General features: G+C 37.2%; 14 protein-coding genes and 1 riboswitch. Of the genes, 10 read left to right on the top strand and 4 right to left on the bottom strand.

What is annotated here, in order from left to right; genetic code table 11:
- The first annotated feature begins 1,022 nt into the window (after positions 1-1,022).
- A complete protein-coding gene (locus tag B9O19_RS03520) occupies positions 1,023-1,289 on the top strand; it encodes a helix-turn-helix domain-containing protein (RefSeq protein WP_102365127.1) in 267 nt (88 codons plus the stop codon).
- Complete coding sequence (locus B9O19_RS03515) at positions 1,286-1,513, top strand: DUF6514 family protein (RefSeq protein WP_102365126.1); 228 nt, start codon at positions 1,286-1,288, stop codon at positions 1,511-1,513. Before B9O19_RS03520 ends, B9O19_RS03515 begins: the two co-directional genes overlap by 4 nt.
- A gap of 332 nt (positions 1,514-1,845) precedes the next feature.
- On the opposite strand, the gene B9O19_RS03510 is transcribed toward B9O19_RS03515, so the two are convergent.
- The gene (locus tag B9O19_RS03510) at positions 1,846-2,625 is read right to left on the bottom strand and encodes a MerR family transcriptional regulator (protein ID WP_102365125.1); all 780 of its coding nucleotides are present in this window, start codon (positions 2,623-2,625) and stop codon (positions 1,846-1,848) included.
- Positions 2,626-2,829: 204 nt separating this feature from the next.
- Here B9O19_RS03510 and B9O19_RS03505 point away from each other — a divergent pair, with 204 nt between their 5' ends.
- The gene (locus B9O19_RS03505) at positions 2,830-3,498 is read left to right on the top strand and encodes a DUF4097 family beta strand repeat-containing protein (protein ID WP_158648905.1); all 669 of its coding nucleotides are present in this window, start codon (positions 2,830-2,832) and stop codon (positions 3,496-3,498) included.
- Positions 3,499-4,572: 1,074 nt separating this feature from the next.
- On the opposite strand, the gene mscL is transcribed toward B9O19_RS03505, so the two are convergent.
- Positions 4,573-5,025, bottom strand: a complete 453-nt coding sequence (mscL, locus tag B9O19_RS03500) for a large conductance mechanosensitive channel protein MscL (protein WP_102365123.1) — start codon at positions 5,023-5,025, stop codon at positions 4,573-4,575.
- A 233-nt stretch (positions 5,026-5,258) separates the two neighbouring features.
- Between mscL and B9O19_RS03495 the strand changes: the two genes are divergently transcribed.
- The 7 genes from B9O19_RS03495 to B9O19_RS03465 all read left to right on the top strand — a co-directional run bounded on the left by B9O19_RS03495 (position 5,259) and on the right by B9O19_RS03465 (position 14,933).
- Positions 5,259-6,185, top strand: coding sequence for a DUF445 domain-containing protein (locus B9O19_RS03495; RefSeq protein WP_102365122.1), 927 nt, complete (start codon positions 5,259-5,261; stop codon positions 6,183-6,185).
- 23 nt (positions 6,186-6,208) lie between these two features.
- Entirely contained in the window at positions 6,209-6,682 is a 474-nt protein-coding gene (locus tag B9O19_RS03490) for a ribonuclease domain-containing protein (protein ID WP_102365121.1), read from the top strand.
- Between the two features lie 41 nt (positions 6,683-6,723).
- A complete protein-coding gene (locus tag B9O19_RS03485; RefSeq protein ID WP_102365120.1) occupies positions 6,724-7,005 on the top strand; it encodes a barstar family protein in 282 nt (93 codons plus the stop codon).
- 104 nt (positions 7,006-7,109) lie between these two features.
- Positions 7,110-8,462, top strand: coding sequence for a leucine-rich repeat protein (locus B9O19_RS03480; RefSeq protein ID WP_102365119.1), 1,353 nt, complete (start codon positions 7,110-7,112; stop codon positions 8,460-8,462).
- A 117-nt stretch (positions 8,463-8,579) separates the two neighbouring features.
- Positions 8,580-8,669: riboswitch (cyclic di-GMP riboswitch) on the top strand.
- A 115-nt stretch (positions 8,670-8,784) separates the two neighbouring features.
- Entirely contained in the window at positions 8,785-10,344 is a 1,560-nt protein-coding gene (locus tag B9O19_RS03475) for a hypothetical protein (RefSeq protein WP_102365118.1), read from the top strand.
- 190 nt (positions 10,345-10,534) lie between these two features.
- Positions 10,535-12,979, top strand: coding sequence for a glycoside hydrolase family 3 protein (locus tag B9O19_RS03470; protein WP_102365117.1), 2,445 nt, complete (start codon positions 10,535-10,537; stop codon positions 12,977-12,979).
- 46 nt (positions 12,980-13,025) lie between these two features.
- The gene (locus tag B9O19_RS03465; RefSeq protein ID WP_102365116.1) at positions 13,026-14,933 is read left to right on the top strand and encodes a pectinesterase family protein; all 1,908 of its coding nucleotides are present in this window, start codon (positions 13,026-13,028) and stop codon (positions 14,931-14,933) included.
- A gap of 560 nt (positions 14,934-15,493) precedes the next feature.
- Here B9O19_RS03465 and B9O19_RS03460 read toward each other — a convergent pair.
- Positions 15,494-15,859, bottom strand: a complete 366-nt coding sequence (locus B9O19_RS03460; protein ID WP_102365115.1) for a hypothetical protein — start codon at positions 15,857-15,859, stop codon at positions 15,494-15,496.
- A 9-nt stretch (positions 15,860-15,868) separates the two neighbouring features.
- Positions 15,869-17,140, bottom strand: a complete 1,272-nt coding sequence (locus B9O19_RS03455; RefSeq protein ID WP_102365114.1) for an adenylosuccinate synthase — start codon at positions 17,138-17,140, stop codon at positions 15,869-15,871.
- Positions 17,141-17,255: the final 115 nt, after the last annotated feature.

Here is a 17,255-nt window from a genome sequence, read left to right as displayed (position 1 = left end):
TTTAAAAGGTGATAATTAAATTTTATATTAATAAATTTCACAGATGTTGATTTATATAAAATGTCATATATTCAACTTATAAAGACTGCAATAAATTGGACAGACATGTTAAGGTCATATATCATAACAAAAAATATTAAAATTAATTAAATGTGGTTTTGCAAGCATCGGAGGGCTGTGATCACACTTTTCTTAAAAAGTGTGTGTTATACATACATACTCATTTCTTTACAGCCTACAATGTCTGTGACCCTACCTTTACAGGTGGAATTACATCTACCGATGTTCACTCCAAAACACCGCATTTGGGATAATAGTTTTAAAATTGTGTTTAACAAGCTTCGGCAAGTGTGATACCTTATAGGTGGGGTCACATTAAACCACAACTAAGTATTTTATTATATTACAACTAAGTTAATTATTGGCATCATAGTTTGCATAATACAACATTGTTTATATAACATACACTTTTAAACAAAAGTGTAGCCGCAATTGACTTTGTAGATTAGGCAAAACAAGTCACTTTGTATCACACCCAACCTGAAGGTTGGGTCATGATACATCACATTTAAGTCACTAATTGACATAAACGGTTTTTAAAAATTTCATCAAAAACAAAACGGGATATTTGGTTCAAAAAATTGGTTTGAATAACTGCTGTTTTTAAAGTGTGCAAAATCTTATACGGAGCCGGATACTGTGTTTTATTTTAACGTCAGAATGCGTCTTTCAAATATGAATTTTATAATAAAGTTTATATTAGAATAATATAAATATTTGCTGATGTAAAATATATAAAAAAGGTATAAAAATTAGTGCAAATTTATTTATTTGCTCTCCAAAAGTGTTAAAATATTGATTATCATTTAAAAAGTATAATTAATAAGTTTGTTGAACATGTTAATCTGCGTTTATTGTTTAAAAATTTCTGTAATTTAGAAATTATCTGAAACAGTTCACATGTACGTATAATCATTATATTGATAAAATATTGAATATATTGTCGATTGGAGGAGAATGCATTGAATTTGATAAAAGTAAATATAGGAAAAATGTTATATTCAAAGCGTATGGAGCTGAATCTGAGCCAGGAACAAATGGCTGAAAAATGCTGTATATCCGTCAGACAATATATAGACTTAGAAAACTCCAAAAGAATACCTATGCTTGAAACTTTTATAAATATAACTATTGCATGTGATATGGATATAGGGGTGTTTATTCATAATTTAATTGAGTCCGGTTATGAAATTACAGATGATAAAAATGCGAGGCAAGAGAAAAAATGAGAGAAAACTATAGATATTCATATTTAAAAGAAAGATACTATCATGAGGATATAGGAAGCTATTATTCTTATGCGATAAAAATAAATAATTATGTTAAGCAAAGTATTAGTATTCTGCCGGATATATCTCCGGATGAGGAGGTAGTAAAAAAGATTGTAAGAATATGCAATGAGATTCAGTTGGAACCTGAATACATAGATGAAGTTTTTGAGCAGTTTGTTTAATTGATATTTAAAAATAGTTGAACAGTAAAAAACAGAGCTGATGAAATCTTAAAGAATTAAAAGCAGTTTGATTATTAAAAATTAAGAGTAGTTTATATATTAAGAATTACAATATGTTTTTAATTGTTATCATTTTGATAAACAGCGTTATTTAAATACTGATGAAAACTAACCGATTTATAACCGGATGTCAAAAATGAATATATTGAAAAGGCAAGCACGCTCAAAAGAAGAATGTGCTTGCCTTTTTGATTAAATTATGTGAAATAAATTTAGCGCCTAGAGATTTATGATTATTCTTGTCAAAGTATTATTTTATATAGTTTGATTTCTTAACCCAAATATATTTGAGCCTGATAATTCCATTGTAAAATACCGGACACCACTATTTGCTGTATTGTAAACTTAGGCTTTATGTTGTACTTTTCGTTGGCTGTTTGTATAAGTTTGTCTAAAATGATTTTTCTGTTTTCTTCAGTACAATAAGAACACAAATATTTACCTCCGGGCAGAATTTTTAATCCTTCTATATCCGCATGGCGTATACATACAGCGAATAATCTTGATATTCCGTTCTCCGTATAGATACCAGCCAAATCTTCAAACGCAAACTGTTCTTTTAGCGACGGCTCAAATTTATCATAAAAATGGCTGAGATAGTTCCAAAGATTATCAAGTGTTGGCGTCTCCATAGTGTCTGAAAGCATAATTACACGTTCGGGAAAATTATATACAAAATTATTTTGAATATTTTGCCGTCCTTTCAGTTTTCTTTCGTAGTCCGCTTTAGCTAATTGAATTTTTGATTTGCTGTATTGGAGCGTCTCTATTTTTTCATCGGCATTCTTTTCTGCTTCTGTCAGAAATTTAATAATTTTTTCAAGGTCGTTATATTCCAGAACAGTTTTAATTTTCTGTAAAGGCAAATCCATCATCTGCAATGCTCGAACTGCGTTCAGACGTATAATATCCTGCTGTGTATAATAGCGGTATTTTGTCTGCTCATCATATTTGCTCGGTTTCACTAAATCAATCCGGTCGTAATGGCGGAGAGTCTCGCTTGTCATATTAACCATTTTGGCGGCTTCTCCGATTAAAAAATATTTTTTCATTTTTTTCACACTTTCTCTTGACTTATGTGTAACACAAAGGTTTATAATTTATTATAGCAAATAAAATCATAAAAATCAAAAATTATTTTGATAAGAACGAGGGGGTAAAAAAGCAATGAAGTCTGCAATTATTTTTTTATAACGTTATTGGAATAAAAGAAATTGTTGTTTAAAAATACAAGTTTAATGAAAGAAGTGAATTATATGAAAAAAGTTATAGTAATTATAATGTGTTTAACATTTGGAGCAATTCTTTTAATGGGATGTTCTGAGAGCGGCGAGGATAATTTTGAGAAAAAATACTATACTTTAAATGGAGAAGAGATAGCAGGATTAAATATTGACGTTCGGGATAGAGAAATAAAAATAACGTTTTCAAATGATAATCAAGTACATATTGACTATTTTGAAAGTGATAAGGAGTATTATAGTATTTTTGTTTCCAATGATAAGGTTCTTCATATGAATGCAGAAGACAGTAAAGAGTGGCCGGATTATATTGGAGGAAAAACGACGGCCGGTAATAGGAAAATATATGTGCAGCTGCCCGGCGAGTTTTTAAAAACGTTGTCATTGTCAACGTCAAACGGTAATATAACGCTGCCGAGTTTAAATGTAACGGATTCTATATCCATTTCTGCAAACGGAGGAAATACAACATTTGATAAGCTTAATGCGGGAAATAGTATAATAATAAAATCAAAAAACGGAGATATAAACGGTTCGGTTAAAGGAAGTTATGATGAATATTCTGTTGAGAGCAATATAAAAAAAGGGGAAAGCAATCTGCCGCCGGACAAAAAGGGCGGTGAAAAGATTTTAAGTGTGTCAAATAACAATGGTAATACCAATATTGATTTTGTCAGCGATTAAATTATTTATTTTAAAACTATTATCCCAAATGCGGTGTTTTTAAGTGAACATCGGAAGGGTGTGACCCCCACCCTTTGGGTGGGTATGATACAAATCGGCGTGTCTATATAAACCAATGTTTCTGAGTGAACATCGGTAGGGTGTGCAAGCACACCACGTTAGGTGAGCTGCCATCTCACGCGAAGCGTGAATATATATAGAATACTTTGTTATATAATAAAAATTGCCGGGACTGCGCGCCTAACGCGGCAGATTTCATCTTCATTGAGTATTCATAATAATGACACTGTAGGCTATAGCAAAATAAAATCATATGTATAACACACACTTTTTAAGAAAAGTGTGGTCACAGCCCTACCGAAGCTTGCAAAACCACATTTTATAAAATCTATTATTTTAGAACTATTATCCCAAATGCGGTGTTTTGGAGTGAACATCGGAAGGGTGTGCTTGCACACCGCGTTAGGTGAGCTGCCATCTCACGCGAAGCGTGAATATATATAGAATACTTTGTTATAAAATAAAAATTGCCGGAACTGCGCGCCTAACGCGGCAGATTTCATCTGCCCTACCGAAGCTTACAAAACCACATTATATAAGATTTATTATTTTAAAACTATTGTCCCAAATGCGGTGTTTTGGAGTGAACATCGCAAGGGTGCGCTTGCACACCACGTTAGGTGAGCTGCCATCTCACGCGAAGCGTGAACATACTAGTAATATTTTGTAATAAATCACTTTATAAAAAAGTTTTCCAGGACTGCGCGCCTAACGCGGCAGATTACATCTTCATTGAATATACATATTAATGACCTTGTAGGTTATGGCAAAATAAAATCATATGTATAACACACACTTTTCTTAAAAAGTGTGGTCACAGCCCTACCGAAGCTTACAAAACCACATTATATAAGATTTATTATTTTAAAACTATTATCCCAAATGCGGTGTTTTGGAGTGAACATCGGAAGGGTGTGCTTTTGCACACCGCGTTAGGTGAGCTGCCATCTCACGCGAAGCGTGAATATACATATGGCAACTTGTCATAATACCTTACTATATAACTATAATGAGTTATATAACATCAGGCTCCCCGCTCTCTAGAGTTTCAGGTTCAATTTCTATCAGTTCAGATGTACAATGAGGACACTTTGTCGCATTTATGTCTATTTCTGTGCAGCAGTATGGGCAAACTTTGGTTGTAACAGGCTCGTCTGCAGGTTTCTTTTTTCCGAAACTTATCACACTGTTAACTATTTTAACAAATATGAAAATAACTACGGCCATAATTAAAAAGTTTATTATAGCAGTAATAAATGAACCATATTTGAGGTTAACTCCTCCGATAGACAAAACCATGCTTGAAAAATCAAGACCTCCGAATAAGCCGAGTATCGGTGAAATTATGTCATTTGTCAGTGAATCAACGATGGTCTTAAACGCTCCGCCGATTATAACGCCGACTGCCAAGTCGAGCACGTTTCCGCGCATTATGAATTCTTTGAACTCGCCTATAATTTTTTTCATAATTCAACCTCCTTTTTAATTAAAACAAATTATACTACAAATTTTTACAAATTTCAATAAGAAATTTCCTTGATATTGTAAGAATTATATGATAAAATATTTTTACAACTGAGTTAAGAAGTAACCCGCCGCAAATGCGGCGTGTTCGCTTAATATTTTAATGGACAGCTTTTATTGCCAATGAAAACGTTGAATGGCGGCGCAGTGCGCCTTATTGAAAAGTGGTAATTATAATGAATATACAATTTTTAATCGGACCGGTTATTGGGCTTATTATCGGATATGTTACTAACAATATTGCGATAAAAATGCTGTTTAGGCCGCTGAAGCCTGTATATATCGGCAAGCGGCGCGTTCCGTTTACGCCCGGTTTGATACCGAAAGAAAAAGAGCGGATAGCGAAAACTATCGGAGGAGTTGTCAGCACTGAGCTTTTGGACAACGATACCATAAACAAGACGCTTTTGTCGGACGGTATAATATCAGGTATAACCGGGCTGGTGGAAAAACTGTTTAATAAAATGAAACTGAGTGAGAAAACTGTCCGTGAGGAGCTTTATCAGAAACTTGATAAAGATTTGGTTGATAATATGACCGAAAAGGCAGAGGAAGATATAGCCGCTCTCATACACGCCAAACTTTCAAAATTTAATTTCGGAACTGAGATATCCAAAAAAGTTATAGTTAATATCAGAAATCAATATATAGAAAAGGGCAGGATAAAAGCCGCATTTGCCAAATTGGTGGATGACAATATGATTAACAGCCTGGCGGAACCTATTGGAAAGACCATTGACAAAATGGTTTCTGAAAATTCGGAGGCAATAGTAGGCGACTTAATAAAAAATGAGACCGGCAGGATTATGGACACAAAGACCAGTGAAATTGCTGAAAGATATTGGCATTCAATACCCAAAATAAAGTCCGCGGTTCAGTCTGTATATATCAGAACAGTAAAAAATGATTTGCCTAAGGTTATGGAAAAACTTAATATTGCGAAAATTGTTGAAGATAAAATAAACGGATACAATATTAAAGAGTTTGAAGATTTGTTGTTTTCCATAATGAAAAAGGAATTAAACGCTATAATTTGGCTCGGAGCTTTGCTTGGATTTGTCATGGGATTTCTAAACGCGTTTATATCCATAATATTCAGCTGATTATACAAACGGAGGATTTTTAAATGAAAAGAAAAATTTTTCAGAAAACAGCTCTTTTATTATCTGTAGTTTTAATTATATGTTCTTTATGTTTTGCTCTGAGTTCCTGTACTCTGACTCAGTCTAACCTGTCAGACAGCACGAGTAAAAGCATAGATATTCGTGAGGACGGAAATTACAGTTCAAAAGAAGAGGTCGCGGGATACATACATAAGTATGGAAAGCTGCCAGGAAACTTTATAACAAAATCCGAAGCCAAAAGTTTGGGCTGGGACAGCAAAAAAGGAAATTTATGGGAGGTTGCTCCGGGTAAAAGTATCGGCGGCGACAGATATTCAAACTATGAGGAGACTTTGCCGGTTAAAAAGGGAGTAAAATACTTTGAGTGCGATATAAATTACAGCGGCGGACATAGAGGAGCGGAGAGAATCGTGTATTCCAGCGATGGGCATGTGTATTATACAAACGACCATTATGAAACGTTCTCTGAAGTTTAGCAAAGTTTTATATTGAGCATAATATATAGGAGAAAAGACAAATGAAAGAAATAGTAATCGACTGCGGACCAATACAGAATAAAAAAACTATGCACAAGTGTTTGGCGGAGAGGCTGAACGCGCCTGATTATTATGGAAATAATTTTGACGCCTTGAGCGATGTTCTATCCGATATAGGCGGCAGTGAAAGAGTTATGATTGTTTTTAAAAATATGTCGGATTTTTTAAATGATAATAAAAAACTATGCGCAAAATTAATTCGTGTTTTAGCAGAAGCGGAAGAAGAAAATGAATATTTGTCCGTATGGTTTGATGTTAAATAGTCTGTAATATATTGTGTTATATTGACAACATCTGCCGTCAGGTATAAAATTAATAATAATACTTAATAAAAATTTAAAACTACAAAAGAAGGGCAGTGAATGACATGAAAAAGATTATGGCAGTATGCTTAAGTTTAATTTTATGTTTCTCTGTGATTCCGGTTTCAATTTTTGCGGCTGAAACATCAGGGGTTTTCAGCTCAGGCGTTAGCTGGGAATATGACTCCGGCAGTCAGACTTTGTCAATTTCGGGAAACGGTGATATTGATGATTTTAAAGATTTAGTTTCAATACCATGGAAGTCATATTCTAAAGAGATTAAGAATATCAATATATCAGAAGGTGTTACCGGGATTGGCGATTATGCTTTAAGCTGGTGTGAAAACGTGACTTCAATTGTGCTTCCGAGTACGGTTGCCAGAATAGGTGTTGACGCATTCGGCTGGTGCTCTAATCTAAAGAATATAACCTTGTCTGATAATCTTAAGACAATTGATTCTGAGGCTTTTGCCTGGTGTAAATCTTTGGAAACAATTGAGATTCCGGCAAATGTTAACGATATAGACAGCAAAGCTTTTCTTTGGTGCTATTCATTAGAATCTATAACTGTTAATTCTTCAAATAATAAATATAAGTCGTTTGACGGCGTGCTGTTTGATACAGAAGAAAACAGTTTGGTTTCATATCCGCCCGGAAAGGGAAACGCTGAATATACTGTTCCTGAAAATATTGCAGAAATTGAAGAATCCGCTTTTATGGATAATAAAATTTTGACAGGAATAACTATAGGAAATATAAAGGAAATAGGGGATAAAGCGTTTTTTGGCTGTGAGAAGCTCTACGATATAAATATTTTAGGGGTGGAAGAAGTAGGAGAGCTCGCCTTTTATAGATGTTCGTCTATGGTTAAAATAATTCTGCCCGAAAATACAAGAGCAGTAGGTAAAAATGCTTTTAAAAACTGCACTAATCTAGAACTTGCGGCATTTTACGGCAATGATACAAAGTTTGATAAAGACGTTTTTGAAGGAGCTTCACAGGCGGCGATAGCCGGGAATGAACATTCTTCTGTAATGAAATATGCTAATAACAATGAAATCCCGTTTTATCAAATTGTTAATGTAATATACGGCGGAAATAACGTTAATTTTGACCCTATGGCTTTTGTTGTGAATAATTCAACCACCTTGGTTCCTATGAGAGCGGTGTTTGAAATGCTGGGCGCTGATGTAGACTGGGATGAAACCAGCAGCACTGCGATTGCTTCAAAAGATGGAATAACTATTTCAATTCAGATTGGAAGCAGCATTCTTTACAGAAATGGTGAGGCCATTACCCTGAGCGAAGCAGGGAGGTTGACAGCAGACAAAACCTATGTTCCGCTCAGAGCAGTTTCCGAAGCTTTTGGAAACGATGTTCAATGGGACGGCGAAACCGCCGCAGTTATAATAAATTAACAAATAAGAAAAAACTGGAAAAAAGTTGTAAAAAAAGTATTGACAATGGTTTTTATGTGTGATAAAATCAAAATGTAATAAAGAATGGGTTATTTCCCATTATAATTATTAAATTAATCTAATATTTGGCAAAGGAAATGAAAGTTTCTGACGCAAAGTTAAGAGTCTAAGCTTCTGTTTTTGAAGTATGATTGTCTAGCTGCAATGTTTGAGCAAAAACGCTCACAATATTGCAGCTTTTTAAATGTCCACAATAAAGTGTTTATCAGCTTTATTACAGGTAATAATATTAATATGATTGTTTTATAAGGAGATGGAAATTATGAAGAAATTATTGTGTATTGTTTTAACAATTGTTCTCGGTATCTCTATGTTTTCAGTCACCTCAGTCTTTGCAGCAAGCGTAACAAATGATATTCCCGGGACAGACAGCAAATGTCCGCTTTATGTTGAAAACGAGGCTCGGTTTATTGCGAGCGGCTCAATCTACGGCGGTACTGCATATGTGAAAAACGGTCCGTTTTATGCAAACGGCGGTAAGGATAACTGGTATATAGACGGCAGAGCTTTAGCAGATAAACTAATGATTGGCGAAGGCGCAGAAATTGATTTAAAAAATAATGATGTTAAGGAATTGGCCAATATCGAACGCTATGTTCCTGATAATACTTCCTTTGAAGCTTTTAGGTTTGATACGGACAATATCCCGGGAAGCGAATTTTTTGAAGGCAGTAAATATAATGACGGAACGCGCAATGTAACTATAGGGTGGAGCCAAAGCTCTTGGGGAAACAACGATACTTATCAGTCTAATTATACACTTTCTGAAAATTCATATTTTAATGAACTGACAATAAGTGATACTCTTGATATGAACATATATGTTCCTGAAGGCGAGATAAGAATTATAAGAGCGGAAAAGGTTAACTTTAAAGGAGCTTTGAAAATTCAAGGCGGAGGCAGAGTTATAATCTATACAAACGACATTTTCGGCGGCGGAGGTTATCCTAATTCTAACTCTTTAATAAATGCAACAAACAGCGTTTATGGAAATCCCGACAGCTTGACATTCGTATATACAGGAAACGTTTTAAATCTTTCTAACTTTGCAAAGATATCCTGTAATATTATTTCATTGTCTAAAAAGGTGAACGTCAGCAATATAGACTTTAACGGAAACATTTATTCAACCGGTGATATGAAGTTTTCAGGAACGTCTGTTGTTCACGGTATGATTTACGCTCCTGAGTCTAATGTGACGGTTACAGCTCAGTCGATAATATACGGCTTAACAGTCTGCGATACAGCGGAAGCAAGCGGCACCGGAACATTTGCGGTTGGCGACGCTAAAACTATAGACAGTGAAATAATAGATACAATAATAAACGGCGGAGAAACAAAACCCGAACCTACTGAAGCCCCGGCGACTGAACCGCCGTCAGCAACGGAAAATCCTATTCCGACAGATAGCCCTATAGATAAGAATACAGCCAGGGTTGTAAGATATATTGTTGAATCGGGTGAGTATTCGCTCGGTACTATGAGAATAATGGATCATACGCCTATCGGACATGAAGACCTGAAATATAAAGTTTTGGACGAATCTTCTTATGTGATAACAGGTCCGCAGGATATTGACGGTTATGATGTTATAAAACATAAAGTTCAGCGTATCTTGAATACCACAGACGATGTTTTTGTTCAGAGAGAAAATGAAATCGTTTACAGCCGTTTCGGCAGGGTAGACTCAAACGGTTATGACACGTCTTTAACTATAGCTCCTTATGTTGTGCCGCAGATTGATGATGAGGTTAATACAATGTGGCTCGCATTCGGCGACAGAAACGGCAAGGTTCAAACAGTTTGGATGGTAATAGAATAAGCGCTGATGATTGAATATCTGACAATTGAACAATTATTAATTTAAGTAATTATTGCAGAGACTGCTCTTTAAAACGGGCAGTCTTTTTTTAGTAAAATTTGTTTGTAATTAGAGGTTTAAATTAATTGACACAATTTATATAATAATATATAATTATCCAAATAGCAAAAGTTAACAAAGGGTGAGAAATATGCTGAAAAAAATTGATTTTGACCAAGGATTAAATAATATAAATCTTATAAAGACGTCGCATGCGTCACAAAAAGCAGCTGCGGAGGGAATTGTTCTTCTTAAAAATGAAAATGGCGTGCTGCCTTTAAAATCCGGAACGAAAATATCGGTTTTCGGCAGGAGCCAGCTGGATTATAACACCGGCGGAACCGGCTCGGGCGGAAGCGTTAATGTTTTATATGTGGCTGACATATTAAACAGTCTGAGAAAAAAACTGAAAATAAAGGTAAACGAAGAGTTGGCGGCTGTGTATGAAGAATGGATAAAAAATAATCCTATTTCAACAGGCCTGGGCGTGTGGGCCGCGAGACCTCATTTTCAGAAAGAGATGACAGTGACGAGTGAAATTGCCGCTAAGGCAGCAGAGCATTCTGAGACTGCTTTAATCATTATCGGCAGAACAGCAGGAGAAGAGCAGGACAATTTTAACGGCGAAGGCAGTTACCGCCTTACCCAGCAGGAGCATTTAATGCTGAAAAACGTCACTGATGTCTTTGATAAGACAGTTGTTTTGCTTAACACGTCAAATATAATCGATATGAAATGGGTTGACGAGTATGATATCGACAGCGTTCTGTATATCTGGCAGGGCGGACAGGAGGGCGGTGAAGCCGTTGCTGATATACTCTGCGGTGATAAGTGCCCCAGCGGCAGACTGACTGATACAATAGCGAATAATTATACCGATTATCCGTCGTCTGAGAATTTTGGCAGCAAGGAAGAAAATCTGTATAGAGAGGATATTTATGTTGGTTACAGATATTTTGAAACCTTTGCAAAGGATAGGGTAAAGTATCCGTTTGGTTTTGGATTGTCGTATACGGATTTTAAGATAACCTGCGCTGATTTCAGAATTGAAAACGATATAGTAAAGTTTGAGACGGCAGTAAAAAACGTTGGCAAAGTTTCGGGCAAGGAGGTTGTTCAGGTTTATTTTACTCCGCCCGAAGGGAAAATCAATAAGCCCAAAATACAGCTGGCGGCGTTTTATAAGACAAAAACACTGCTGCCCGGAGAAAGTCATAAAAAGACGGTTTCGTTTCCTATGAGCCGTATGTCTTCATTTGATGATTCAGGACATACAGGGGCGGACAATAGGTTCTGCTATTGTCTGGAAAAGGGCGAGTATAAGGTTCTGATAGGTAAAAATGTCAGAGACCCGGAGTTCTGCACTTTTTCTTTTAAGCTTAATGAAACTAAGATAGTTAAAAAATGTGTTTCAGCACTGGCTCCGCACCAAAAGTTTACATGTATGAAGGGAAAGCCCGGAGGCGGGTACGACTATGTAAACGTACCGCAAAGAGAATATGATATCAGAAAAAGGATAGAGGACAACCTTCCTGACAGAGTTGAACTCACTATTGATAAGGGATATAAACTTGCGGATGTTAAGAATGGAAAAGTGAGCATGGATAAGTTTATAGGTCAGCTCACTATTGAGGATTTGGCTTGTTTAGTCCGCGGCGAGGGAATGGGAAGCAAGAGAGTAAGACCCGGGACGGGATGTGCGTTTGGCGGCGTTTCAAGCAGGCTTTTGGATTTTGGAATTCCGGTGGCCGCCGGAACCGACGGACCGTCCGGACTCAGGTTCGACAATGGTGACGCGGCGTCGCTGGTTCCGATAGGAACAATGCTTGCGTGTACCTGGAACACACCGCTGGTTAGAGAGGTTTATAAATGTATTGGCGGCGAGATGCTGGCAAATGATATTGACCTGTTGCTAGGGCCGGGTATGAATATCCACAGAAACCCGCTGTGCGGAAGGAACTTTGAATATTATTCCGAAGACCCATATATAAGCGGAGTTATGGCGGGGGCGGCAATAAATGGTCTGAGTGATAAGGGCGTTATGGGAACGCTGAAACATTTGGCGGCAAACAATCAGGAGACAAAGAGGAAGCGTGTTAATTCCGTAGTCTCTGAGAGAGCGGTAAGGGAAATATATTTAAAAGGGTTGGAATATGCCTTAGAATACTCAAAGCCTACGGCTATAATGACGTCTTATAATCCGTTGAACGGGCAGTGGTGCGGCTCGAATTACGATTTAACCACTACAATAATAAGAAACGAGTTTGGATATAGCGGAGTAATAATGACTGACTGGTGGGCAAGCATGAATGAGATTGGCAGTCATGTGGCGACAAAGGAAAATACAGCCGCAATGCTCAGGTCAGGCACCGATATTTATATGGTAGTTAACGATCCGGAGCATAACAGCGGAAAGGACAATACCATTAGGGCTATAGGCTCCGGCGATTTGACCTTGGGAGAACTCCAAAAAGCGGCCAAGAATATCTGCGGACTGCTTATCAACCTGCCCTGCATGGAAAGAGAATCCATAGTTCAAAGGGGACGCGGAGCTTTAAGCAGAATAAAGAAAAAATTAATTTGGTGGAAGTGTTAGAATATTTTAAATTAGTTAATTTATAAAAGGGCAGGGAGTGTGTTTTATGAAAAAGACAATTCTGTTAACAGCGGTTGTATTTATTATTTTTCAAAGTTTAGCGGTTTGCGCTTCCGGCGATATTGAAGATAACGGCGTGTTTAATGATATTTATGATAATAACACAACGTTTGTCAGTGATATTGAGTATTGGCAAAGCAAAGGCGTTATAGAAGGCGATGGCTTTGGCAGATTTGAGCCGTTAGAGAGAGTTACTCGGGCAGAGTTGGTTAAAATGGCCGTGCTGGCAGCCGAAAAAACAGAGATTTCGGGAGGGACAGAACCTGAATTTTCTGATGTGAGTGAGGACGACTGGTTCTATCCCTATGTCAAAATTGCTTATCAGAACAAGATTATTAAGGGGAACGAAAACGGTTCTTTTGAACCTGACAAATATGTTGATTTTATGGATATCGGCACTATTTGTTACCGTGCGTTTCAAAAGCCTTCAATGGTGTCATTTTTCGGCGATACTCCAAGGCGCTGTGACGCTGTTCATGTTTTAAGTATGTTTGAAAGTTCTGAGAATACACTAATTCAGGTTGACGGAGCCATAGAGAAATCCTTCCCTGAATTTGGTTTGTACAAAACGGTTTCAGAAGCTCTCCGGGCAGCGCCTGAAGCTGACAGTGAAGAAAACAGAGTGTATATATACATAAGTCCCGGAACGTATCGTGAAAGAATTTGGATAGACAAGCCATTTTTGACGTTTGAAAAAAATCCTGAATACAGAGACCTGCCGAATGAGGTTTTATTGACTTTTTATTACGGAGCTTCAAGAAATTATAAAAGCTATGATAATTTAAGCCCTGAAATGGAATATCCGGCTGATTGTTCTTCTGATGAAGAATTTGCAAAATTGGTAAAGGAGTATGAAAGCAAAAAGTCATTGCTGAACGGAAAGCCATATGTCAAATCTGACGGATATATAAGCGGTGTGGGAACGCAAAACAGCGCCAGCGTTACGATTACAGAAAATGCGCATGATTTTATAGCTCAAAATATAACGTTTGAAAACTCATATAATATTTACAAGTCTGACGAAGAGCAGGAGGATATATATGAGCCTGTCAGTGAAACAGACGTTTTGCTGAAAAAAAATTTGGATACTAAAAAGCGCAATGAAGCTTGGTACCAATCCGCCAAAGCCAGAAAGGCTGATGTGACTGTGAGCGAAAGCAAAGACGCGCAGACCCAGGCTGTGGCAGTCAGATGTTCGGCGGACAGAAGTTTCTTTAACAACTGCCGTTTTATAGGGCGGCAGGACACACTATATATTAAGGATAAAGCCAGATGCTATTTTCTTTTGTCATATATTGAGGGAACTGTAGATTTTATATTCGGAGATGCGAACGCAGTGTTTAATCACTGCAATATTCAAAGCCGCGCATATCCAAATGGGGGATATATAACCGCAGGTTCGCATTCGGAACAGCAGACCAGGGGATTTCTGTTTTATTGCTGCCGCTTAAACGGTGATGATGAGTTATCACAGCTGGAAAACAGCGGCAAAGTTAAATTAGGCAGACCGTGGAAGCAGGGAGCAATTTCTGTATTTTATAAATGTTATATGGGCGACCATATAGCAGTGGGAGAAGACCGTTTTGCGGACATGGGCGGCAGTAAAAAGGAGAACGCCCGTTTCATGGAAATGAGCAGCCGTGATTTAGACGGGAATTATCTTGAAGGCGTATATTCGAGTTATGAATATATTGAAGACTGCAGATATAAGTATTTGAATGACAAAAAATATGTTTCATCCGGTTTTGATAAGAAAAACAATGCCGCTATGCAGCCTGATAACTGGAATCCAGGAAAAGGAATAATTTTGGAAATGTTTGATGACGGCGAAATAGTAGACGGCGTACCCGTATGGTATGATAATAATAATGAATATTTCATACCTGAATTATAATTGATTTTGATATAATTTAGATACTGTATTTTTATAATTTATTATATAATTAATATCTAACATACGGTGTTAATAGTGAACATCGGCAGCTGTGACCACACTTTTCTTAAAAAGTGTGGTCACAGCCATGTCAAAGCTTGCTAAATCACATTTTTTATAAGAAATTTTTAGGAATTAATATCTTCAAAACAGTATTTTTGGTGAACATCGGTAGGATGTGCGTAAGCACATCTCGTTAGGTGAGCAACCATTTCACGCGAAGCGTGAATATACTAATAACATTTGTCATAATCCTTTTATAAAATCTGTTCCGAGACTGCGCGTCTAAAGAAGCTTGCAAATCATATTTTTTAATAACTATTTAATATACGATGTTTATAATGAATACCGGCAGGCTTGTGACCACATTTGTATATAATTTTTATTTATTTTTATTATACATAATTTTAATTTTTCTGTCCGTTTTAACCTTTCCATAGCCGGCTCGTTGAAACTGAGAAAACTAATGTACAAAATAAAAACTGATGAAGCAGTTAAACGCTTCATCAGTTTTTTTATAGTTATTTATTTGATTCTAAAGCCTGGTCAAGCCAAAACATTCCAATATCAAAAGCCTTATATAATCCGTCGCGCTCTGCCTGGCGAATCAGCTTTGAAGCTTTTCCCTCGTTGGTCTTAAGCTCTATTATAACCCTTTTGGATATTGATAAGTCCATCAAGTCCTCGCTGTCTTCAAGACGGAAGGTAACTATATATGGTTCATCAGGATTGCCGTAGTATATCTCGTTGCCTACTCTGACAAGTTTCTTGCCTTTGTAATCAAGATATTCGTTGCCGGTTTCCTGAACCTTCTTTTTTGTTGTTTTCTTTTTAGGCTTTACATCCGTCTTTTTCTCTTCATTTTCTTTATTGGTAGCAGCTGCCATTAACATAACCTACCTTTCTATATTTTGATCTCTTCCGGGGCCTACACCGATAGAAGTAATCTTACAGCCTATTAATTCTTCAACTCTAAGAATATACTTCTTTGCGGCTTCAGGCAATTTGTCAAATTCTTTAATATTGCTGATGTCCTCTTTCCAGCCATCCATTTCCTCATATACAGGCTTGCACTCTGCAAGCTCTTCAAGAGTTGGAGGGAAGTCTTTGGTTATTTCACCGTTTTTGTCATACGCAACACAAAGTTTGATTTTGTCAAGACCGCCGAGAGGGTCAATTTTATTAAACACAATTGAGGTCAGCGAGCTTGTGCGAACAGCATACCTGGCTATAACAGCGTCAAACCATCCTGTGCGGCGCGGACGTCCGGTTGTCGTTCCAAACTCAAATCCCTTTTGTCTTATAGCTTCGCCTACCGCATCGTCAAGCTCTGTCGGAAACGGTCCGTTTCCTACCCTTGTTGTGTAGCCTTTTAGTATTCCGATACACTCGTCTATAGCTTTCGGGCCGATACCGCTGCCGACGCATACGCCGCCGGAAATCGGGTGTGATGAAGTGACATAGGGATATGTTCCGATATCGATGTCAAGAAGTATACCCTGAGCGCCTTCAAACAATACTTCTTTGTCGCTTTCAACAGCTTCATAAAGTATTGGTATAGTATCGCATACATAACCGCGGAGCCTGTCAGCATACTCGTTATATTCGTTTATAATAGCGTCTGCGTCAAGAGGTGTTCCCCCATAAACGAGCTCTATCATCTTGTTTTTTATAGCCAGATTTTCTCTAACCTTTTCACTGAATTTTTCTTTGTCAATAAGGTCGCTCATACGGATACCGCATCTTTCAGCTTTATCCATATAACATGGTCCGATACCCTTTTTGGTGGTGCCAATATCGCCTTTACCACGGGCAATCTCTGACAAACCGTCAAGTTCAATATGATACGGCATGATAACATGAGCCCTGGAATCTATCATTAGGTTTTTGGTGCTGATTCCTTTAGACTCAAACCCGTCAATCTCCTCAAGCAAAACCTTAGGGTCAACAACGACGCCGCATCCGATAATATTAAGAGTATCCGGATAAAGTATTCCTGACGGCATAACATGAAGCTTATATGTAACATCGTCAACCTTTAACGTATGACCCGCATTGTTGCCGCCTGAAGTTCTGACAACGACGTCAGCCTTTCCGGCCAGTATATCAATTGTCTTTCCCTTGCCTTCGTCTCCCCATTGGGCACCAATCACGACTTTTGTTGGCATAATAATCACTCCTTGAATAATTAAGGGCTGAGAGATGGAGAATAAAAATCCGGCTCTTTGCTCTTATTTAGTAAAACTGCTGCTGAGTAAGCACACAAAGATATAATAACAGAAA

This window comes from Monoglobus pectinilyticus (assembly GCF_002874775.1).
Classification (GTDB): domain Bacteria; phylum Bacillota; class Clostridia; order Monoglobales; family Monoglobaceae; genus Monoglobus; species Monoglobus pectinilyticus.
This window is presented reverse-complemented; position numbering and strand designations above follow the sequence as displayed.

Bases quoted from the DNA above. Each gene is read 5' to 3' on its own strand.
- B9O19_RS03455 (WP_102365114.1), bottom strand. From the start codon at position 17,140: ATGCCAACAAAAGTCGTGATTGGTGCCCAATGGGGAGACGAAGGCAAG.
- mscL (WP_102365123.1), bottom strand. From the start codon at position 5,025: ATGAAAAAAATTATAGGCGAGTTCAAAGAATTCATAATGCGCGGAAAC.
- B9O19_RS03510 (WP_102365125.1), bottom strand. From the start codon at position 2,625: ATGAAAAAATATTTTTTAATCGGAGAAGCCGCCAAAATGGTTAATATG.
- B9O19_RS03505 (WP_158648905.1), top strand. From the start codon at position 2,830: ATGAAAAAAGTTATAGTAATTATAATGTGTTTAACATTTGGAGCAATT.
- B9O19_RS03460 (WP_102365115.1), bottom strand. From the start codon at position 15,859: ATGGCAGCTGCTACCAATAAAGAAAATGAAGAGAAAAAGACGGATGTA.
- B9O19_RS03485 (WP_102365120.1), top strand. From the start codon at position 6,724: ATGAAAGAAATAGTAATCGACTGCGGACCAATACAGAATAAAAAAACT.
- B9O19_RS03470 (WP_102365117.1), top strand. From the start codon at position 10,535: ATGCTGAAAAAAATTGATTTTGACCAAGGATTAAATAATATAAATCTT.
- B9O19_RS03465 (WP_102365116.1), top strand. From the start codon at position 13,026: ATGAAAAAGACAATTCTGTTAACAGCGGTTGTATTTATTATTTTTCAA.
- B9O19_RS03495 (WP_102365122.1), top strand. From the start codon at position 5,259: ATGAATATACAATTTTTAATCGGACCGGTTATTGGGCTTATTATCGGA.
- B9O19_RS03475 (WP_102365118.1), top strand. From the start codon at position 8,785: ATGAAGAAATTATTGTGTATTGTTTTAACAATTGTTCTCGGTATCTCT.
- B9O19_RS03515 (WP_102365126.1), top strand. From the start codon at position 1,286: ATGAGAGAAAACTATAGATATTCATATTTAAAAGAAAGATACTATCAT.
- B9O19_RS03490 (WP_102365121.1), top strand. From the start codon at position 6,209: ATGAAAAGAAAAATTTTTCAGAAAACAGCTCTTTTATTATCTGTAGTT.
- B9O19_RS03480 (WP_102365119.1), top strand. From the start codon at position 7,110: ATGAAAAAGATTATGGCAGTATGCTTAAGTTTAATTTTATGTTTCTCT.